The sequence below is a fragment of the Opitutus terrae PB90-1 genome, assembly GCF_000019965.1.
GTDB lineage: Bacteria > Verrucomicrobiota > Verrucomicrobiia > Opitutales > Opitutaceae > Opitutus > Opitutus terrae.
Window position 1 is genome coordinate 220,480 of sequence record NC_010571.1, and the last position, 18,975, is coordinate 239,454.

The window sequence follows — 18,975 nt, forward strand, 5'->3', positions numbered from 1 at the left end:
GCGCAATATAGGTTTGATTCGTCCGAATCCAAGAAATGAATCGCCGCGCGGCCGAAGTTCGTGCCTGTTGGGCGCCTTGTCTTCGCTCCTGTGACCTCAGCTCCCGCCAAAAAAGAAAGCCTGCTGTTCAACCTGCTCTTCAGCGTCGTGCTGCCGGCGCTCGTCTTGTCGAAGCTCAGTACGCCGGAGCGGCTCGGCCCGGTCTTCGGACTGGTGGTGGCACTCGCGTTTCCAATCGGTTACGGAGTGCTCGACTACGTGCGTCGGCGGCAGGCGAACTTCATCACGTTGATCGGCTTCTTCAGCACGCTGCTCACCGGCGGGCTCGGCCTGGTGCAGGCGAACCTGTTCTGGTTCGCGATCAAGGAAGCGGCCGTGCCGACCGTGATCGGCATCGCGGTGCTGGTTTCGCTGAAGACGAAGCGCCCGCTCGTGCACACCTTCCTCTACAACGATCAGGTGATCGACGTCGCGCGCGTCGATGCCGCGCTGGCGTTGAAGGGCACGCGGCCCGCATTCGAGCGGTTGCTCGTGACGTCGAGCTACCTGCTCGCGTTTTCCTTTCTCGTCAGCGCGGTGCTCAACTATGCGCTCGCGCGCTACCTGCTCAAGAGTCCGCCCGGCACGCCGGAATTCAACGAGCAGCTCAGCCGGATGCTCTGGCTCAGCTGGCCGGTGATCGTCGTGCCGAGCACCGCGGTGACGGTGATCGCGTTGTGGCGGCTCCTCGGCGGCCTGCACCGGCTCACGGGGCTCAGCTTCGAGGAGATTTTCCACGCGCAGGGGAAGAAGTAACGCGTCCGCCGGCTGCGCACCCCCTTACTCTCTTTCTCGTTCTCTTAATCGTTCTCGTTCTCTTTCTCATTCTCACGTCGCCGTTCTCCAATTGGAGAACGAGAACGATGGGGAGCCCGAGAACGAGAACGAGCTCGGGCGGAACCCGAACTCAGGCTTGCTTCCGGCCGCGCTGCTCCATGGGCAGGTAATCGCGTTGCGTCTGCCCGACGTAGATTTGGCGGGGACGATGAATCTTGAGCTTCGGGGTTTGTGCCACTTCGCGCCACTGCGCGATCCACCCCGGCATGCGTCCGATCGCGAACATCACCGTGAACATGTTCAGCGGAATGCCGATCGCCCGCATGATCAGGCCCGAGTAGAAATCGACGTTCGGATAGAGTTTGCGCGAGACGAAGTAGTCATCGCTCAGCGCCACGCTCTCGAGCTTCATCGCGATGTCGAGCAGCGGGTCGTTCTTGATGCCGAGCGAAGCGAGCGCCTTGTAGAAGCTTTCCTTGATGATCTTCGCGCGTGGGTCGTAGTGCTTGTAGACGCGGTGGCCGAAGCCCATCAGCCGCGCGCCCTTGCCGGCCTTGGCGGATTCCAGGAATTTGGTGCCGTCGTCGCCGGAGTCGTGGATCTGCTGGAGCATCTCGATCACGGCCATGTTCGCACCGCCATGCAGCGGACCCCAGAGCGCGTTCACCCCCGCGGAGATCGAGGCGAACAGATTGGCGCCGGCCGACGCCACCATGCGCACCGTCGAGGTCGAGCAGTTCTGCTCGTGGTCGGCGTGGAGCAGCAGGAAGAGATTCAGCGCCGAGGCCACCTCCGCGGTCGGAATGTATTCGTTATACGGCTCCGAGAACATCAGGTGCAGGAAGTTCTCGCAGTAGCCGAAATTCGGGCGGGGATAGTTGAACGGCTGGCCGCGGTTTACGCGGAACGTGTGCGCCGCGATCGTGCGCACCTTGGAGATTGCGATCGCCGCCGCCTCATCGAAATGCGTGAGGTCGCGCTGATGATTGTTGCTCGCGAGGTGCGGGTAGTAGGCGCCGAGCGCATTCATCGTCGCCGACAGCACCGCCATCGGATGCGAGTCGCGCGGGAAATTCTGGATGAAACGCAGCAGTCCTTCGCGCAGCGGCGCGTTCTGTGTGAGCAATCGGCCAAAATCACGACGTTGCTCGATCGTGGGCAGCTCGCCGTTGATCACCAGATACGCCGTCTCCACGAAGGAGGAATGCGCCGCGAGCTGCTCGATGGGATAGCCGCGATAGCGGAGGATGCCCGCCTCGCCATCGATGAACGTGATCGCGCTGGCGCACGCACCGGTGTTGCCGAAGCCGTCGTCGAACGTGATCGCCCCCGCCTCGGCGCGCAGCTTCGAGATGTCGATGCCGCACTCGTCTTCAGTGCCGACAATGACCGGCAGCGTGTATTCCTTGTCCTTCAGTCGGAGAGTGGCGGGGGGGGGATTGGGCATGACGCGGAAACCAAGTCAAAACTCGGCGGCTTGCAAAGCATTCCGGCGCAAAACACACCGCCTTTTTTGACTCCCAGTAGCACGCCTGCGTCGGCGGTGCGAAGACCCGGGCCAGCGGAGCTCCTAATGGCCGCCGCTCCTCAGGTTCGGCCCGCCACCTGCACGAAGTTTCCGTAGATCTGGAGCCCCTTCGCCTGGCTCTTTTCCGGGTGAAATTGGGTCGCGAAGCAGCGGCCGCGACCGATCGCCGCGGTGAATGCCCCGCCGTAGTCACATTCCGCCAGCACCAGACCGCGGTCCTGCGGCACGCAATGGAAACTGTGCACGAAATAGAACGCCTCGCCCTCGCGCGTCAGCCCATTCGCCAGCGGCGAGTTCGGTTGCGCGAAGCGCACCGTATTCCAGCCCATGTGCGGCACCTTCCAAGGGGCCGGCAGCCGAAACCGCACCACCTCGCCGGGGAAAACATCCAACCCGCGCACGCCACCCTCCTCCGACCGGGTGAACAGCGCCTGCATTCCCAGGCACACGCCGAGGAACGGCCGGTCGCGCTCGATCCACTCGCGCACCGTGGCGTCGAGCCCGCTCTGCCGCAGCGAGGCCACGCAATCGCGGAGCGCGCCCACTCCGGGCAGCACGAGCCCCGCCGCGCCCGCCTTCCCCGCCTCGTCCGGCGTGCGCACCACGCGTGGCTCTGCGCCCACCGCCTCCAACGCCTTCGTGACGCTGCGGAGATTGCAGATGCCGGTGTCGATCACGGCGACGCGCGTGCGTCGCGGTTCGGAGTTCGGAGTTTGGAGTTCGGAGTTCACACCAAGACGGAATGGAGCCGGATTCGCGGGGAGCACCAACGCCAAATCCGAAACTCCAAACTGGCAGCGAAGCTACAGCTGGCCTTTTGTCGAGGGCAGCTGGTCGGCCGCCCGCGACTCGATCTGCGTCGCGCTATCCAAGGCGCGCGCGAAGCACTTGAAAATCGCCTCGGCCACGTGATGCGGTTCCTCGCCGTAGACGAGCTGCACGTGCAGGTTGGCGCCGAGCGCGTTGCTGAACGCGCGGCAAAATTCCTTTACGAGCAGGATGTTGAAGTCGCGCACGAACATCGTCGGCGCCTCGGCCTGATAGACCAGGTGCGGCCGGCCGCCGACGTCGACCACGACGCGGGCGAGCGACTCATCCATCGGCAGAATGAAAAAGCCGTAGCGCTTGATGCCGATCTTCTCGCCGAGCGCCTCCTTGAAGGCCTGGCCCAGCACCAAGCCGACATCCTCGACCGTGTGGTGATAATCGACAGCCGTATCGCCTTTCGCGTTCACCGTCAGATCGAACAAGCCGTGCTTCGCAAACAGCGTCAGCATGTGGTCGAAAAACGGCACGCCGGTGTCGATCTTCGCCGCGCCCCGGCCGTCGATGGCGAGCGTCAGCGTGATGTCGGTCTCAGCCGTCTTGCGCGCCACCGTGGCTACGCGCGACCCGGACTTGGGCTTGTTTACGATTTTTGCCATGCGTCGAGAGTGTCGTGGAGGACAAGCATTTCGTCGTCCGTGCCGACGCTGATGCGCAGGAAGGACGCGGTCAAGGCGTGGCTCGGGAAGTAGCGGACTAGCACCCGGTGCGAGTAAAGGTAATCGTAGGCCGCCTTCGCGACGGCCGGACCGCTCTCGCCGCGGGCGTTCCGCGGTTCCGTGAAGATGAAGTTCGCCTGGGAACGATAGGTGAACCAGCCGCGTCGCTCGAAGTCGTGGATCGACGCGTCGCGGGTGGCCTTGATCTTCGCCACGACCGTCGCGTAGTAGGCCGGATCACTCAGCGCCGCGATCGCAGCGGTTTGGGAGAGCCGGCTGACGTTGTAGCTGTCGCGCACGCGATCGAGCACGTCGATGACCTCCGGGTGCGCCAGCGCGTAGCCCACGCGAATGCCGGCCAAGGCGTAGGCTTTCGAGAGGGTGCGGACGACCATCGCGTTGGGATAACGTGCGACCAGCGATACCGCGTTCTCCTCGGCAAACGGCGCATACGCTTCGTCGATGACCAGCAATCCCCGGAAGCGCTGCAGGATCAGCTCGAGCTGCGCATTCGTGAAACCAACGCCGGTCGGGGCATTCGGCGAGGTCAGGATGAAGGCGCGCGCGGTGGAAGCAGCGACGCGCTCGATGGGCAACTGCATGGAGCGGTCGAACTCCACCGCCACGCTCCGGCCGTTCTGGATTTCCACCAGCACCGGATAAAGCGAGTAGCTCGGCACCGTAAAACCCGCGGCCGCGGCGTCGTCGCAAAACGCGCGCACGATTAGATTGAGCACGTCGTCGGAGCCGTTGCCGACCATGACGCTTTCGCGCGGCAGTCCGTGCATCTTCGCGATCACGGCGCGGAGCGGATCGCTCTTCGGATTCGGATAGAGTCGCAGCGCTGCGCCGTCCTCGCCGATGTCGCGATGCAGGGCCTCGGTCACCTGCGGGCTCGGAGCGTAGGGACACTCGTTGGTGTTGAGCTTCACCCAGCCGGATTCGGTGGGTTGAAGACCCGGCGTGTAGGCGTGGAGCCTGGCCACGTGCGGAAGAGCGAGAGCGGACGGACCTGACATCCTTCGATGGCCGCAAAAAGACCGTCCGGGCGCAAAGCGAAATTGCGCCGCACCCGCGCAGTCAGCCGCATCTAGTGTGGCTTACTGTGTGGACAGCCGCATGGCCGTGCCTCCTCTGGTCCGCAGCAGAGGCCGTCCAAATACCAGCCTCATAGCGGTATCTCTGACGTAGGGCCGGCGCTCGCCGCCGGCCGCGGATCTCGTTCGCCGCACACTCCGCATTCCCGGCCGCCGGTAAACGGCGGCCCTACAAGGACCGTGAGTGACTCGCGGATGGCGACTACAGCGTGCGGATCTTCACCGAACGGCCGTGCGCATCGAGCCGCTCCATGGCGGCGAAAGCCGCCACCACCGGCGCGCCCTTGCGGACGCTCTTGCGATCGTAGCGCACGAGACTGGTCCGCCGCAGGAAATCGGACACGCGCATCCCGCTGAAGAACCGTCCTGCGCGTCCGGTGGGCAACACGTGACTCGGGCCGGCGGTAAAATCGCCGAGCGCCGTCGGCGTTTCGTTGCCGATCATGATCGCGCCCGCGGTGGTCACCGCTTTCGTCAGCTGCTTCACCGCCGCTTCGCTGACCAGCAACTCGAGGTGCTCGGGCGCGACGTAGTTCGCGACCGCCGCCGCCTGTTGCATCGAGCCGACCTCGATCGCGAGAAAGCCCTGCTCGAGCACCCGCTGCGTTTTCTCCGAACGGGTCAACGTCTGCAGCTGACCATTCATTTCGTTGACGATCTCGGTGATCACGCGCGAGGACGTGGCAACCAGGTAGACCTTCTCCCGTCCCGAGCCGTGTTCGGCCTGCGCCAGCAGGTCGGCCGCGGCGTAGTCTGCGCGCGCGGTGTCATCGGCGATCACCATCAACTCGCTGGGCCCCGGCAGGCCGTTGACGCCGACGATTCCAAACACCTGCCGCATCGCCTCGCAGGTGTAGGCGTTACCCGGTCCAAAAATCTTGTCGACGGGCGGGATCGTCGTCGTGCCGAACGCCATCGCCCCGATCGCCTGCACGCCGCCGACGCGGTAGACTTCGTCGACGCCGAGCAGATGCAGCGCCGCCAGCAGCCCGTCGGCGATCTTGCCCTCGGCGTTGCAGGGCGTGAACACCACGACCTGTGGGCACTGCGCGATCTTCGCGAGCGTCACGGTCATCAGCACGGTCGAAACCAGCGGCACTTGTCCACCCGGGACATAAAGCCCGACACGACGCAGCGGATCGAACTTTTCGCCGACCATCGCGCCGTGCGGATTTTTCGCCGTCCAGCCTCGGGGCAGGCCGCGGCGGTTGTAGTCCATGATGCTGTCCCGCGCCGCGACCAACGCCCGCCGCTCGGCCGCCGGCAGCCGCTTGGCCGCCACGGTGAGATCCGACGGCTTCACCCGCAGATCGCGGGCGCGAAGCTTGGCGCCGTCGAATTTCGCCGCGTAGTAGACGACCGCTTCGTCTCCCCGCTCGCGCACATCTGCGAGAATGGCTGCGACCGATTCGGTGATTTCGCGCGGGACCATGGTCGTCCGGCAGAAGTCGGCCACGTCGGCGTCGAAGGTTTTGGAAGCGTGATGCAGGATACGCATGGCTGGACAGCGGTGACGGTGGGCGGCGGTTAGGTGCGCGAAGGAACGGACGCGGCGCCGCGCACCGGGCGCACACAAGGATGCGAGACCAGGGTCATTTCACCGTGGGGAGGGGCACCGCGAACAGACTCGCTGGAAAGCGTTCGTTCACGGTGATCTGGTCGAAGGTAATCGTGCGCTTCGAGGTGTGCCCTTCCGCGGTCTGCGAGATCACGATGGATTTGGGAAAGCGAATACCGCCCGCGTGGATTTCCCCGTCTTCGCGGAAATTGTTCATCTCGGTGCCGGTGTAAACCAGCCGCCCTGACGCCTGGTCGAAATAGCGCAGGTACACGAGATCGTCGTCGTGGTGGAACGCCACCTTGCGGCAGGAAATGCCATCGATGACGGCGACTCCCTCGTCCTTCACCCAACCGCCCACGCGTTCGATACCGCGATAGAACGACAGGTTCTCCCACACGTCGGCGCGCAGTTGCTTCACCTGCTCGGAACCCATCTGGCTCTGCTGCCACCGATCGGGATTCCTGGCGTCGATGGTCCGTCGCCACGCGTCGTAGCCGTCCAGGGCGCTGATCTCGATCGTGTCGTCCGACGTGATCACGATCCGCTGTTGCGCCGGCTTCTGCAGGTAAATTTCGATCGCCTGGCGCAACGGCGTCGCCGAGTTGGCCGGATCCTCGGTGACGAGCGTGCCCACATAGTGGATCGAGGTGACCCCGTCGAGGATGGCCTCCGAGGCGAGCCGAGCCCGGGCGCGGGCAATGATGCTCGGTTCCTCCGCGTGCAGCCCGACGATCGTCGCAAAAGCCAGCGCGAGCCAGGTGACGAGACGCACGGGAAAAATCATGGCCGATAGCTTGGAGGAAATTCGTCCGGGAGGGAAGTCCCGTGAGGGCCAATACTGCACCGGTACCGCGCATCGGGTGGCCCGCCGTCCCGGCGGGCGGCACGAGCGCGAACGTCCAATCAGTCCGGCGCGACGACGGGCTCCACCTGCGACGTGGTCGCTCACTCCAGCGGCGAAAGGCCCCGGCACGGGCGCCAGCCAGCGGCGGGCCGGCCGACCGCTCAGGCTCACTCCCACTCGATCGTCGCGGGCGGCTTCGAGCTGATGTCCAGCACCACGCGACTGACGCCGCGCACCTCGTTGGTGATGCGGCTGGAGATGTGTTGCAGCAGTTCGTGCGGCAGCTTGGCCCAATCGGCCGTCATTGCATCGATGCTCTCCACGACCCGTAGCGCGACGACGTAATCGTAAGTGCGTTCGTCGCCGAACACGCCCACGGTCCTCACCGGCAGAAAGACGCAGAACGACTGCCACACCTTGTAGTAGTAGCCCGACGCCATCATTTCCTCGTGCAGCACGGCGTCCGCGTTGCGCAGAATCTCGAGGTTGGCCGCGGTGATCTCGCCCATGACGCGCACGCCCAAACCGGGGCCGGGGAACGGCTGCCGCCAGACGACCTCCTTCGGCAGCCCGAGCGCCGCGCCGACCTTGCGCACCTCATCCTTGAACAACTCCCGCAGCGGTTCGATCAGCTTCAGCTTCATCCGCTCCGGCAGCCCGCCCACGTTGTGATGCGTCTTGATCACCGAGGCGGGGTTATTGCCGATCGAAACGCTCTCGATCACGTCCGGGTACAGCGTGCCCTGCCCGAGGAAGTCGGCGTGTCCGACCGTCTTCAGCGCCTTCTCGAACACCTCGACGAAGGTGCGGCCAATGATCTTGCGCTTCTGTTCCGGTTCGGTGACGCCCTTCAGCCGCTTGAGGAACAGCTTCGAGGCATCGACGATGCGCAGGTCGATGTGAAAATGTTTTTTGTAGAGCGCCTCGACGTAATCGCGTTCGCCCTTCCGCAGCAGCCCGTTGTCGACGAACACGCAGGTGAGCTGCCGGCCGATGGCCTTGTGCAGCAGCGCCGCCGCGACCGACGAGTCGACGCCGCCCGACAGCCCGAGGATCACGCGCGACTTGCCGGCCTTGGCGCGAATGTCGGCCACCGCGTGCGCGATGAAATCCTTGGTGGTCCAATCCTGCTTGGCCCCGCAAACGCCGAGCAGGAAGTTGCGGATCATGTCGACGCCGCGCTCGGTGTGGAACACCTCCGGGTGAAACTGAATGCCATAAAACTGCCGCGTACGATCCTCGATCCCCGCATAGGGCGAGTTTTCCGAGATGGCCGTGGCCGCGAAGCCCGGCGGCAGCTTGGCCAACCGATCACCGTGCGAATTCCAGATCCGCAGCTTTCGGGGCAGCCCCGCAAAGAGCTTGCCCGGCCGCTTGATGGTCAGATGACCGTGGCCGTATTCTCGCGCGGTGCTGAGCTCCACCTTGCCGCCGAGGAAATGTCCCATCAGCTGCACGCCATAGCAGATGCCCAGGATCGGCACGCCGAGCTCGAAGATCGCCGGGTCGGGGTGCGGCGCCTTGCGCGCATACACGCTCTGCGGACCGCCGGACAGGATGATGCCGATCACCCCCTCCTCGCGCAACTGAGCCGCCGGCGTGGAGAAGTGGTAGATCTTCGAGTAGACCTGACACTCGCGGATCCGGCGGGCAATGACCTGGGTGAGCTGCGATCCGAAGTCGAGGACGGCGATGGTCTGAGGCATGAGCGGCTTGGAAACGGACAGCACAATCGAGACGCCGCCCGGGGTGCAAGCGCGATTCCTGCGAAGTCGGTCACCAGTCGCAGCCGGATCACGCCGGCGGCCATGCGGGCGACCGGGTACGCCGGGAAATGATCGCTCGGGCGCTTACCGTCGCGGCGTCTCGTTTTCGAAACCGCCGCGCAATGCCTGCACGAACGCATTGCGGAACAACGTGCCGATCGTCGTCCAGATATCGACGTCGTTGTTGGCGAAGTCCCCGGCAAACGGCGCCTTCGTCGCGACCTGATCCTTCTCATCGTTCTTCAACACCGCGGCGACCGCGCTCACGACCTTTTTGGCCAGCAGCTCCGCCGCGTTCTTGTCGCGATCCGACGCGGTACGGAAATCCAGATCGTGGAACAGCGGCTTGACGTAGCCTTCGTAGCGTCCGTCCCGCGCCTGGATTTCCGCGTAGACTTCGAACGTGCCGCGCCCGACGTCGGCGTTGGCATACGCGAGCAGGAACCCATTCAGCGCGGGCAACTGCAGCTCGCGAATCTCGAAATTGCCGGTGAACCGCGGCTGCTCCGCCAGCGGATCCACCTGTGCTTCGGCGTGCAGCTGGCCGCCGCCGGCGAATCGGCCGTCAACCTTCAGCTGGGTCGGCAGCGAATCGCCATTGGCCTTGGGCCGGTTCTGCAGATCCGTCACCACCACGTGGAGATGCTCGATCGTGAACTCCGCCGCCGGATCCTTCGAGACATCCGCCACGCGGATGCGACCGCCCGTGAGTTCGAAGCGCGTGAGTTCCAGCGGCAGCGCCTGGCGCAGTTCGTCCTGCCATCGTTTCACGACTTCCTTTTTTTCCCGCGCTTCGGCCTTCAGCTCACCTTCCCGTTCCTCTTCGTTTCGACCGCCGGCAGAGGTGTTGTCATCGATCCGCTTGATCGCGTTTACCTCGGCGCCGTCGATCGTCAACCGGCCGCCGATCTTGCCGCTCAACAGCGCCGTCCACGAAAAACTCATACGCGCCCGGCGGAGGTGCAGCAGCGGCGGCTCGTCCTCGAACCCGCGCTCGTAGAGCACAAAATCGTCGACGTCGACGGCTCCGCGCCAGATCGCGAGCGTCACCCCTTCGACCCGCCCCACGAAATCGGGCATGGCCGCGAGCTTCTGATTCACCACGCTGCGTGCGATCGGCGAGCCGACGAAACGCACCAGCGCCAAGACTACGAGGACCGTGCCCAGCGCGATCCACCAGCCGCCGTGCGATCGGCGCGGCGGGCGCGAGAGCACTTGGTCTGGAGCCTCCGGCGGGAGGTTGCGGTGTCGCCGGCGAGTGAGTGACTTCAGCTTCATGCCGGTGATCACGCTTGGCCGGTGCCAACCGCACAAATCGCGCTGGTCCAAGCCTCGCACCCCCGCCCTGCCCCAGATTGCGGCCGGCAATGTGCATGGTTCGACACCGCGCTCCCGGCAAACTGCATGCCCCCCGGGCGTATCTCACTTTTCGCAAACCCACGGGCGAGTCGCCTCTGCCACGCCACGTGGGATCGCCATCCCATGCATGTCAGCAAACCGAAAGGCGCCGCCGATGCCCGACGGAATAGCCGTTCTCGAGCACCGGCTTTGCGCTCGCGTCGCGTTCCGGACACTCTGGTATGACGGCTTCCCATGACGCGTTTCGTCGCCGTTTGCCGCAGCGTCGCTCGGCAACCCGGATTTGCCGGACTGCTCGCCGCGAACTTCGCGCTCGGGCTCGGCTATTCGTTTGTGAACCCGTTTCTGTCGATGTGGGGAACGCTGTCGATCGGCATGCGCCCGCTGACCTTCGGACTTTTCATGACCATCACCTCGGTGAGTGCGGTCGTCCTCAGCACGCTGCTGGCGCGCTGGTCCGACACGCACGTCCCGCGGCGCACGATGCTCATCGTGGGCAGCTCCGGCGGAGTGATCGGTTATGCCGGCTACGCGTTCGTGCGCGATCCGGTACTGTTGACGCTGATCGGCTCATTCGCGCTCGGCGTGGCGTCGGTGAATTTTTCGCAGCTGTTCGCCTTCGTACGCGAGGAACTCGCGCGGCCCGAGAACGCCGGCGCGGACGCGGCGCTGCACATGAGTTTGCTGCGCGTGTTCTTCTCGCTCGCGTGGACGATCGGCCCGGCCACCGGCGCGGCCGTGATGATTCACTTCAGCTACCGCGGCATCTTCCTCGCGACGTCGGCGCTGTTTGTCCTGTTCCTGCTCGGCGTGCTGCGTTGGGTGCCGTTGCGGGCACATCCGCCCGTCGCGCACCGGGTGGCGCCCGCTTCGCTCGTCGCCGTGTTCACGCGGCCGATTATTCTCGTCCACTTCGTCGGCTTCGTCCTGGTTTTCGCCGGGTTCACCATGAACATGATGAATCTGCCGCTGCTGGTGACGCAGCAACTGGGCGGCACGGAACGGGAGGTGGGACTGATCTTCGGCATCGCGCCCATCGTGGAGATCCCGCTCTACGTCTGGTTCGGCCGCCTCGCGGCGCGGGGACATCAAATCGGTTTGCTGCGATTCGGTGTGCTCGCCGCCGTCGCGTATTTCCTCGCGCTTACGTTCGCACGCGCCCCGTGGCACATCTACCCGATGCAGATCCTGAGCGCGGCTTCGATCGCAGTCACGACCAACGTCACGATCATGTTTTTCCAGGACCGCTTGCCCGGGCAGGCGGGACTCGCCACGAGCGTCTATTCAAACTCCTTCGCCGCCGGCAACCTGCTCGGCTATTTTTCCTTCGGCCTGCTCGTAAGCGTGATCGGTCACCGTGGCGTTTTTTTCGCGTGCGCGGCGCTCTGCACTACCACGCTTGTGGCGTTTTTGCTCTTTCGCCACGAGCCGCCGGTGACCGCCCGGGCGTAACGCCGGCCCGCTGCTTCGGCGTCCGCCGGGCGCGGGCCCGGAAATTTCTACATCCCCGCTGGCGAAAACCCACCGTGAGACCGTGCGCCTGACCTGCACTAGACTCACGGATGAACTCCCGGGAAAATTCCTCCGCGCGGCCGATCACCGCTCCGCGCGACCCTGAGGTGGACACGGTGGAATCCAGCCGGCGTAGCGTCACCCCTTCACCCGACACCGTGAACCTGCGCGATGAAGATTATCCCGCCGTCGACCAACCGCTCGTCGCCGGCTCCCGCGAGGCCCGCGCGCTGCACCAGAATCCGCCGCGCCGTCCTGATCAACTCGAGGCAGGCGGCGCAGGCGATGCGGCGCGCCCGAGCAAGACTGGCATCATGAAGCCACCGTTGCCGCCGCGGGGCCAAATGAAATAGGCGCGCAAACTGCGCGCCTATTCCTTGAGTTTGATGCGAAGCACTCGCTCCCCGCTGTTGCAATTCCTGCAGCCAGCATGGGAGCGCCGTGCCGCGGATTTACTTCTTCTTGGCCTTTTTCTTCGCCGCGGTCTTCTTCGCAGGTTTCGATGCTTTCTTAGCCATTTTGTTTTTCCTTCTTGTGGGGTTTGTTTTCGAGACCAAGCGGTCTGCTTGTCTCACGCTCTAGTTGTCCATCGTCTCGACGATTTGTAAACTGTGATCTGATGGTCAACTGGAGAATTCATCGGCGCGTAAATCAGTCGGCTGAGGATTTTTTTTGCGCACGCGCGGCGCGAATTCACGCGACTGCGATCACGCCGCCGATCTGACTCGTGGGAGATTCTCGTCGCACGCGCGCGTCAATCTCCCCAGAGACAGCGCCCAGCGACGACGCTAGATTCTCGCATCACTCGCCGCGCACGCGCGGTGTTTTCCCAACCTCAATTCTTCACGACCATGGAATCACTCGAGAATCTTCACGACCTTTTCGTCCACGAACTGCGGGATCTTTATGACGCCGAAAAACAGCTGACCCAGGCCCTGCCGCTGCTCGCGAAGGCGGCGAAATCGGAAAAACTGCGCCGCGGTTTCGAAACGCACCTCGCGCAGACGAAGGAACAGGCGCAGCGGCTCGAGCAAATTTTTCGCGGGCTCGAGACCTCGCCCGAGGGCAAATCGTGCAAGGCGATGGCCGGCCTCGTGGCCGAAGCGAGCGAACTGCTCGACGAAGATGCCGATCCTGAAGTGCTCGATGCCGCGCTGATCGTGGCGGCGCAGAAAGTGGAGCATTACGAGATCGCCGGCTACGGCAGCGTGTCGACGTTCGCGCGCGTGCTCAAATACGACGACGCGGCGCGTTTGCTGCAGCAGACGATCGACGAGGAAGAGCGGATGGATAAGCAGCTGACGCAATATGCGTCGCAGATGAACGTGAAGGCGGCCGCCGCCGACGAAGCCGCCACCTGATCCAAACCGCGTCACGACGCCCCAGCCGCTGGCGCCGATTCGACCCGCGCCAGCCGGCGGCGTCCCAGGAAGTGTGCCGTCATCCAGCAGAGCTGCGCCCAGGCCGTTCCTGCGGCCCATCCGGCGAGGACGTCACTCGGATAGTGCACCCCGAGAAAAACGCGACTGAACCCGACCAGAAACGTGAGCAGGATCGCCGAGCCGACGATGTAGGTCTTCCGGCTGCGGTGGGACGTCAACCGAGTCAACAGGACCGCGAGCGTGAGATAGATCGTGGCCGATGACATGGCGTGGCCACTCGGGAAGCTGAATGAGTCGATTTGCACCAGCCGAAGTTCAAGTTCCGGTCGCTCGCGATCGAAGGTGTGTTTCAGTGTGTGATTGATTCCCAAGCCGCCGAGCGACGCGACCAGCACGAACAGCGCGGCCGCGCGCCGGCCACTCAACAGCAGATAGCCCGCGGCCAGCGCCACGATCCCCGAGAGCACCGCCACGCTCCCCAGCGCCGTCACGTCGCGCGCGACGTCCGCGAGCCAAGGCGGGCCGATCGGATGCGGCGGATCGCCGGTGCGGAACGCGTGCATGATCTGATTCTCCAGCGGCAGGTGCTCGCCCTCGTGAACCTCCTCGGCGACCGCGATGAAGATCCACGTGGCAACGATCACGACCACGGACGCAGCCAGGATCACCGCGTCGTTCCACGGTGAGCGAGTCCACCAGAGTTGCAGTCGCCTGACCACGCCGCAGGAAGTCGCGGAACGGGCAACACGCAAGCGCGAGCGACACGCGACGACGGTACCTTGAGCGACGCGGTGGATGTGCTAGGGTGCCGCGTGGCTCGAGCCGTCCGGTTTCCATGAATGCACCCAGCTCAACGCGGATCGCAGGTCTCGTCACGGTCGCGGCCACGTTGTTGCTGCCGCTCACCGGCGCCTGGCTGAGCGGACGCGATCTCAGGCCGCTGCGCGCTTTCCCACCGCCACTCGACATTCCGGCTGACTATCCGCGCTGGTCGTGGTTCGCGGGAATGCTCGTGTTTGCGAGCGTCGCCGCGGTGTGGCTCCCCTTCGTCAGGAGCCGTCATGCCGAGTTTCCGGTCTTGGCTCCCGCGGCAGCGGCACCGGCCGTATCGCGATTTCCAAGCTGGGGCTGGATCGCGTTCGGCTGGACCACCGTATGGTGGGTGCTCGCCTGGACGCGGTTTCCGTGGTTCGCTGCGCTTCAGCGCACCACGTTCTTTCCCCTCTGGCTGGGATTCGTGGTGACGTTGAATGCCTGGATCGTGCAGCGCGGCAGAACGCCGACGATGCTGCGCCTCCCAGCGCGCTGGCTGGCGCTGTTCGGATTCAGTGCGGCATTCTGGTGGATGTTCGAGTGGTTGAATCGCTTCGCCCAGAACTGGCACTATCTCGGCGTGGAGGACTTTGGCCCGAGGGCCTACGTGGTGCACGCGAGCCTGTGTTTCTCGACCGTGCTGCCCGCCGTGCTCGCGATGCGCGAGGTGCTCGCGACGTTTCCGGCATTGCAGCAGAAAACGGAGCGCGGCCCGCGATGGGGCTGGCTGGACCGCCGGATCACCGGCGCGGCGCTACTCCTGGTGGCGCTGGTGGCGCTCAGCTTCACGGGCGCCAGGCCGCAGGAGTTTTATCCCGCGCTGTGGGTGGCGCCGCTCGCGCTGCTGTTCGGCTGCGGTATCGTGAGCGGGCGCCGTGGAGTGTGGACTGAACTCGCGGCCGGCGAATGGCAGCGCGCTGCGGGCTGGGCACTGGCCGCGCTCGCATGCGGATTCTTCTGGGAGATGTGGAATTTGCCCAGCGCCGCGAAATGGATCTACACCGTACCGTATGTCGATCGTTGGCACGTCTTCGAGATGCCGTTGCTCGGCTACGCCGGTTATCTCGGCTTCGGGCTCGAATGCGCGTTGGTGACCGAGTGGGTTATCGGCCGAGAGCGTGACACGAGGTAGGGACGACCCTCGATGCAGCCCGAGCATATGCGATTCCCGGCTCCGGGCGCCGTTGCCACGGGGCAGCCGGGTTCAGAATTTCAGCCGCGTGTTTTCGTGCCCGCAGCGAGGACACTTCGCGAGTTCGGTGCCCACCACCGCCGTGTAGAGCTGATCACAGCGGATGCAGTGGAAAGTCGTCTTGCGCCGCTCGCGTTCGAACGTCCGGTGGTCGCGACGATCGTTCCACAGCCACAACCCGAGAAACACGATCGCGACGAGCGTGCAATAGATCACGGCGGCGGTGGTGAGATCGAACATGGGGTGAACGCGCAAATCATGGGAGCACAGGCGTCCCGCCCGCAATGCCCAATGCGGCCGGGACCGCCGCGCTCCCACGCAAGCGGCAGGACGCAGGCCCAAGAAAAAACGCGCCGACTGACGTCGGCGCGTTGGAAAACGAGCGAAGCTCGAGCAGCAAGCCCGCCGGGAACGGCGGGCTTCGCCTTACTTCTTTTCTTCGGCCGGTGCGGCCTCGGTCGTCGCGGCAGCAGCGGCTTCGGCAGCGGGCGTGGCTTTCGCCTTCTTGCCCTTAGCCTTGGTCGCCTTCTTGCCCTTCGACTTCTTATAGCCGGGATCGTCCGCCTTCACGAACTCGATCAGCGCCATCTCGGCGGCGTCGCCGATGCGCTGCGGCCCGAGCTTGTAGATGCGGGTGTAGCCGCCGTTGCGGTTCGCGAATTCCTTGTAGGTCTCGTTGAACAGCTTCGTGACGGCAGTCTCATCGCGCACGTCGCTCTGGGCGAGCCGGCGGAGATGCAGCGCATCCTTCTTGTCGGTCTTGGCCGCGGCCTGTTTGGCCTTGGTGATGACCTTTTCAACAAAGGGGCGAAGCGCCTTGGCCTTGACCAAGGTCGTCTCGATGCGGCCGTGCGTGATGAGCGCAGCAGCCAGGTTGGACAGCATCGCGCGGCGATGCTCGACAGTCACGCCGAGGGAGGCGCGGTGTTTATTGTGACGCATTGTGGTATGGGTTTAGCCGGCTCCCGATCGGCAATCCGGTCGCAGCGTTGACGCGGCAGCGGACGGCGCGAGAGACGGAAGATTTTCGAATGCAGAATTTCGATTTTCGATTGCGCGGGCATCGACTGGCGCCTGCCGGATTTTCGACTGGCGGAGCAATCGAAAATCCCCAATCGGAAATCGAAAATGGCTCAGCCTTCCTTCTTCGTGTCGAGGAGCCGCTCGTCGAACTTCATGCCGAGCGACAGGCCCAGCGCCTCGAGCTTCTCCTTGATCTCGTTGAGGGATTTTTTGCCGAAGTTGCGGTATTTGAGCATCTCCTGCTCGGTCTTCATCGCCAGCTCGCCGACCGTGGTGATATTGGCGTTGTTCAAGCAATTGGCCGCGCGGACGGAGAGCTCGATCTCGTTAACCGACATGTTGAGGAGCTTGCGGAGCTTGTTCTGCTCCTCGCTGACCTCGGACTGCTGGTTCTCAAATTCGTAGGTCTCCTCGCTGACGCGATCGAACACGTCGAGGTGGTGCTTGAGGATCGAAGCCGCCTGCTTAAGCGCGTCGTCCGGCGTGATCCGGCCGTCGGTCCAGACTTCGAGCACGAGCTTGTCGTAATCGGTGATCTGGCCCACGCGCGTCGCTTCGACGGCGTATTTCACGAGGCGGACCGGGGAGAAGAGCGAGTCGATCGGAATGACGCCGATGGCCTGCTCCTCCTTCTTGTTCGCCTCGCCGGGGCAATAGCCGCGGCCGGTCTTGATCTCGATCTCGGCGTCGAAGGTCTTCTTCGCGTCGAGCGTGCAGATGACCTGCTCGGGATTGATGACCTGGATATTCGGATCGGGCTGGATGTCGGCGGCCGTGACGATGCCGGCCTTGTTGACCCGGATGGCGAGATTGATCGACTCGCGTTTCTGCGAGACGAGCAGGACCTTCTTCAGGTTGAGGACAATGTCGGTGACGTCCTCGACGACACCGTCGATCGACTGAAACTCGTGGTTAACGCCGTCGATCTTGATGGACGAGATGGCAGCACCTTCGATGGAGCTGAGGAGAACGCGACGGAGAGAGTTGCCAATGGTATGACCGTAGCCGGCCTCGAAAGGCTCAGCGATGAACTTGGCGTAGGTTGGCGTAGAGCCTTCCTCCACCTTCGTGAGTTTGGACGGGAGTTCGAACTTTCCGAGACGTTTGGGCATGGCGATGGAGAAGATGTATGAAAGAATGGAAGCGGTGCAACGCTCGGGCCGGCAGGCGGATGGCGACGAGACGAAGGGCGTTACACCAGGAGAGGCAGTGCCGGACAGCGGCTCAGAAGCGCGAGTAGAACTCGACGATGAGCTGCTCGTTGATGCCCTGTTCCATCTCATCGCGAGTGGGCAGGCGGTTGACCGTGGCCTTGAACGTTTCGGCGTTCATGCTGAGCCAGCCGGGGACATTGCGGATACGATTCTCTTCGAGGCAACGGGTGGCCAGCTGGCGCGAGGCGGGCGAGTTCTTCACCTCGATCTCGTCGCCGGCCTTCACGTTGTAGCTCGCGATGTCGACCTTGTGGCCATTCACGCGGATGTGGCCGTGGTTGACGAACTGGCGCGCGGCGGCGCGGCTCTTGGCGAGCCCGAGGAGATAGACGACGCTGTCGAGGCGCGTCTCGAGCAACTGAAGGAAACGCTCGCCAGTGACGCCGCGCTCCTTCTTGGCGATCTCGAACACGCGCCGGAACTGGCGCTCGAGCAGCCCGTAGATGTAGCGGAGCTTCTGCTTTTCGTTCAGGCCGACGGCGTATTCCGACACCTTGCGGCGAAGTTTGGGGCCGTGCTGCCCCGGCGGATAGCTGCGGCGTTCGAAGGCCTTGCCCGAGCCGAGAATCTGCTGGCCAAAGCGACGGCTGACGCGGGTGGTTGGACCGGTGTAACGAGCCATTGTGAGAAAGATGAGAGGGTGAGAGGGAGAGTTGAGTCGTTCTCTTTCTCATTCTCTTGCTCGTTCTGTCTGTCTCCGAGGAGGACGAGAACGAGGGCGAGAACGAGAAGGAGGTGGCTTACACACGGCGGCGCTTGCGCGGACGGCAGCCGTTGTGCGGGATCGGCGTCACGTCGATGATCGAGGTGATCTCCAGACCGACCGCCTGCAGCGCGCGGACGGCGGAGTCGCGGCCGAGGCCGGGGCCCGAGATACGGATCACGATGTCCTTGAGTCCGTGCGCCATCGCGTTGCGCGCGGCGTCCTGCGCCACGATCTGCGCGGCGTACGCGGTCGATTTGCGCGAGCCGCGGAAGTTGCACTTGCCGGCGCTCGACCAGGAAATGACGCGGCCCTGCTGGTCGGTGATCGAGACGATCGTGTTGTTGAACGACGCGAGCACGTTGGCGACGCCCGAGGTGACGTTCTTCGAGCCCTTGGCCTTGCGGACCTTGATCACGCCGAGTTCCTCCTTCAGGAGGTCCTCCGCGGTGGGCTGCTTGGCCACGCCGCCGACGAGCTCGACCGGTTTTTCCGGAGCCGCGGGCGCAGCGGGAGCCGCACCTTCACCGGCGGGCGCACCGGCCTTGGGGGCCTTGGCCTTCTTCTCGGCAGGGGCTTTCGCCGCGCCCTCCGCGGGCGCAGCCGTTTCGCCAGGGGCCGTGGCCGCCTTGACGGGTTTCTCTTTCTTGGGAGCAGACTTTTCTTCAGCCATGACGAGGA

The 18,975-nt window shown here is 64.3% G+C and carries 19 protein-coding genes; 5 read left to right on the plus strand and 14 right to left on the minus strand.

Translation table 11 applies throughout. The features are described 5' to 3' along the window. The first annotated feature begins 90 nt into the window (after nucleotides 1–90). Complete coding sequence (locus OTER_RS00920) at nucleotides 91–795, plus strand: VC0807 family protein (RefSeq protein ID WP_012373014.1); 705 nt, start codon at nucleotides 91–93, stop codon at nucleotides 793–795. A 151-nt stretch (nucleotides 796–946) separates the two neighbouring features. Here OTER_RS00920 and OTER_RS00925 read toward each other — a convergent pair whose 3' ends face one another. From OTER_RS00925 to OTER_RS00960, 8 genes are all read right to left on the minus strand, one after another. Beyond that, nucleotides 947–2,263 (minus strand): citrate synthase, encoded by a 1,317-nt coding sequence (locus OTER_RS00925; protein ID WP_012373015.1) that lies wholly within the window; start codon nucleotides 2,261–2,263, stop codon nucleotides 947–949. Between the two features lie 140 nt (nucleotides 2,264–2,403). Further along, nucleotides 2,404–3,075, minus strand: a complete 672-nt coding sequence (hisH, locus tag OTER_RS00930) for an imidazole glycerol phosphate synthase subunit HisH (protein ID WP_012373016.1) — start codon at nucleotides 3,073–3,075, stop codon at nucleotides 2,404–2,406. 72 nt (nucleotides 3,076–3,147) lie between these two features. Then, the gene (gene hisB / locus OTER_RS00935; RefSeq protein ID WP_012373017.1) at nucleotides 3,148–3,768 is read right to left on the minus strand and encodes an imidazoleglycerol-phosphate dehydratase HisB; all 621 of its coding nucleotides are present in this window, start codon (nucleotides 3,766–3,768) and stop codon (nucleotides 3,148–3,150) included. Further along, nucleotides 3,753–4,814: a histidinol-phosphate transaminase gene (gene hisC, locus OTER_RS00940; protein ID WP_237702427.1), complete on the minus strand. Its 1,062-nt coding sequence runs from the start codon at nucleotides 4,812–4,814 to the stop codon at nucleotides 3,753–3,755. Before hisC ends, hisB begins: the two co-directional genes overlap by 16 nt. Nucleotides 4,815–5,127: 313 nt before the next feature. Continuing rightward, nucleotides 5,128–6,423: a histidinol dehydrogenase gene (hisD, locus tag OTER_RS00945; RefSeq protein ID WP_012373019.1), complete on the minus strand. Its 1,296-nt coding sequence runs from the start codon at nucleotides 6,421–6,423 to the stop codon at nucleotides 5,128–5,130. A gap of 94 nt (nucleotides 6,424–6,517) precedes the next feature. Beyond that, nucleotides 6,518–7,270, minus strand: a complete 753-nt coding sequence (locus OTER_RS00950) for a hypothetical protein (RefSeq protein WP_012373020.1) — start codon at nucleotides 7,268–7,270, stop codon at nucleotides 6,518–6,520. Between the two features lie 227 nt (nucleotides 7,271–7,497). Next, nucleotides 7,498–9,036, minus strand: a complete 1,539-nt coding sequence (gene guaA / locus OTER_RS00955; RefSeq protein ID WP_012373021.1) for a glutamine-hydrolyzing GMP synthase — start codon at nucleotides 9,034–9,036, stop codon at nucleotides 7,498–7,500. A 144-nt stretch (nucleotides 9,037–9,180) separates the two neighbouring features. Then, nucleotides 9,181–10,374, minus strand: a complete 1,194-nt coding sequence (locus OTER_RS00960; RefSeq protein WP_012373022.1) for a DUF748 domain-containing protein — start codon at nucleotides 10,372–10,374, stop codon at nucleotides 9,181–9,183. A gap of 315 nt (nucleotides 10,375–10,689) precedes the next feature. On the opposite strand from OTER_RS00960, the gene OTER_RS00965 reads away from it, so the two are divergent. The 3 genes from OTER_RS00965 (at nucleotide 10,690) to OTER_RS00975 (ending at nucleotide 13,328) form a co-directional block, all read left to right on the plus strand. Further along, on the plus strand, nucleotides 10,690–11,907 hold the full coding sequence (locus OTER_RS00965; RefSeq protein WP_012373023.1) for a sugar efflux transporter: 1,218 nt from the start codon (nucleotides 10,690–10,692) through the stop codon (nucleotides 11,905–11,907). A gap of 110 nt (nucleotides 11,908–12,017) precedes the next feature. Next, nucleotides 12,018–12,320 (plus strand): hypothetical protein, encoded by a 303-nt coding sequence (locus tag OTER_RS00970; protein WP_012373024.1) that lies wholly within the window; start codon nucleotides 12,018–12,020, stop codon nucleotides 12,318–12,320. 498 nt (nucleotides 12,321–12,818) lie between these two features. Next, a complete protein-coding gene (locus tag OTER_RS00975) occupies nucleotides 12,819–13,328 on the plus strand; it encodes a ferritin-like domain-containing protein (protein WP_012373025.1) in 510 nt (169 codons plus the stop codon). Nucleotides 13,329–13,339: 11 nt separating this feature from the next. Here OTER_RS00975 and OTER_RS00980 read toward each other — a convergent pair whose 3' ends face one another. Next, the gene (locus OTER_RS00980) at nucleotides 13,340–14,068 is read right to left on the minus strand and encodes a phosphatase PAP2 family protein (RefSeq protein WP_012373026.1); all 729 of its coding nucleotides are present in this window, start codon (nucleotides 14,066–14,068) and stop codon (nucleotides 13,340–13,342) included. Nucleotides 14,069–14,184: 116 nt separating this feature from the next. On the opposite strand from OTER_RS00980, the gene OTER_RS00985 reads away from it, so the two are divergent. Continuing rightward, the gene (locus OTER_RS00985; protein ID WP_012373027.1) at nucleotides 14,185–15,294 is read left to right on the plus strand and encodes a hypothetical protein; all 1,110 of its coding nucleotides are present in this window, start codon (nucleotides 14,185–14,187) and stop codon (nucleotides 15,292–15,294) included. 72 nt (nucleotides 15,295–15,366) lie between these two features. Here OTER_RS00985 and OTER_RS00990 read toward each other — a convergent pair whose 3' ends face one another. From OTER_RS00990 to rpsK, 5 genes are all read right to left on the minus strand, one after another. Beyond that, nucleotides 15,367–15,594, minus strand: coding sequence for an FmdB family zinc ribbon protein (locus OTER_RS00990; RefSeq protein WP_012373028.1), 228 nt, complete (start codon nucleotides 15,592–15,594; stop codon nucleotides 15,367–15,369). Between the two features lie 186 nt (nucleotides 15,595–15,780). Further along, the gene (gene rplQ, locus OTER_RS00995) at nucleotides 15,781–16,296 is read right to left on the minus strand and encodes a 50S ribosomal protein L17 (protein WP_012373029.1); all 516 of its coding nucleotides are present in this window, start codon (nucleotides 16,294–16,296) and stop codon (nucleotides 15,781–15,783) included. Between the two features lie 191 nt (nucleotides 16,297–16,487). Then, nucleotides 16,488–17,489, minus strand: a complete 1,002-nt coding sequence (locus tag OTER_RS01000; RefSeq protein WP_012373030.1) for a DNA-directed RNA polymerase subunit alpha — start codon at nucleotides 17,487–17,489, stop codon at nucleotides 16,488–16,490. 112 nt (nucleotides 17,490–17,601) lie between these two features. Beyond that, nucleotides 17,602–18,213 (minus strand): 30S ribosomal protein S4, encoded by a 612-nt coding sequence (rpsD, locus tag OTER_RS01005; protein WP_012373031.1) that lies wholly within the window; start codon nucleotides 18,211–18,213, stop codon nucleotides 17,602–17,604. Between the two features lie 118 nt (nucleotides 18,214–18,331). Beyond that, on the minus strand, nucleotides 18,332–18,967 hold the full coding sequence (gene rpsK, locus OTER_RS26905; RefSeq protein WP_044891454.1) for a 30S ribosomal protein S11: 636 nt from the start codon (nucleotides 18,965–18,967) through the stop codon (nucleotides 18,332–18,334). Nucleotides 18,968–18,975: the final 8 nt, after the last annotated feature.

Excerpts from the sequence above, each read along its gene's own strand:
- OTER_RS00925 (WP_012373015.1), bottom strand. The coding sequence starts at position 2,263 with ATGCCCAATCCCCCCCCCGCCACTCTCCGACTGAAGGACAAGGAATAC.
- hisB (WP_012373017.1), bottom strand. The coding sequence starts at position 3,768 with ATGGCAAAAATCGTAAACAAGCCCAAGTCCGGGTCGCGCGTAGCCACG.
- hisD (WP_012373019.1), bottom strand. The coding sequence starts at position 6,423 with ATGCGTATCCTGCATCACGCTTCCAAAACCTTCGACGCCGACGTGGCC.
- OTER_RS00950 (WP_012373020.1), bottom strand. The coding sequence starts at position 7,270 with ATGATTTTTCCCGTGCGTCTCGTCACCTGGCTCGCGCTGGCTTTTGCG.
- guaA (WP_012373021.1), bottom strand. The coding sequence starts at position 9,036 with ATGCCTCAGACCATCGCCGTCCTCGACTTCGGATCGCAGCTCACCCAG.
- OTER_RS00960 (WP_012373022.1), bottom strand. The coding sequence starts at position 10,374 with ATGAAGCTGAAGTCACTCACTCGCCGGCGACACCGCAACCTCCCGCCG.
- OTER_RS00965 (WP_012373023.1), top strand. The coding sequence starts at position 10,690 with ATGACGCGTTTCGTCGCCGTTTGCCGCAGCGTCGCTCGGCAACCCGGA.
- OTER_RS00970 (WP_012373024.1), top strand. The coding sequence starts at position 12,018 with ATGAACTCCCGGGAAAATTCCTCCGCGCGGCCGATCACCGCTCCGCGC.
- OTER_RS00975 (WP_012373025.1), top strand. The coding sequence starts at position 12,819 with ATGGAATCACTCGAGAATCTTCACGACCTTTTCGTCCACGAACTGCGG.
- OTER_RS00985 (WP_012373027.1), top strand. The coding sequence starts at position 14,185 with ATGAATGCACCCAGCTCAACGCGGATCGCAGGTCTCGTCACGGTCGCG.
- OTER_RS00990 (WP_012373028.1), bottom strand. The coding sequence starts at position 15,594 with ATGTTCGATCTCACCACCGCCGCCGTGATCTATTGCACGCTCGTCGCG.
- rplQ (WP_012373029.1), bottom strand. The coding sequence starts at position 16,296 with ATGCGTCACAATAAACACCGCGCCTCCCTCGGCGTGACTGTCGAGCAT.
- OTER_RS01000 (WP_012373030.1), bottom strand. The coding sequence starts at position 17,489 with ATGCCCAAACGTCTCGGAAAGTTCGAACTCCCGTCCAAACTCACGAAG.
- rpsD (WP_012373031.1), bottom strand. The coding sequence starts at position 18,213 with ATGGCTCGTTACACCGGTCCAACCACCCGCGTCAGCCGTCGCTTTGGC.
- rpsK (WP_044891454.1), bottom strand. The coding sequence starts at position 18,967 with ATGGCTGAAGAAAAGTCTGCTCCCAAGAAAGAGAAACCCGTCAAGGCG.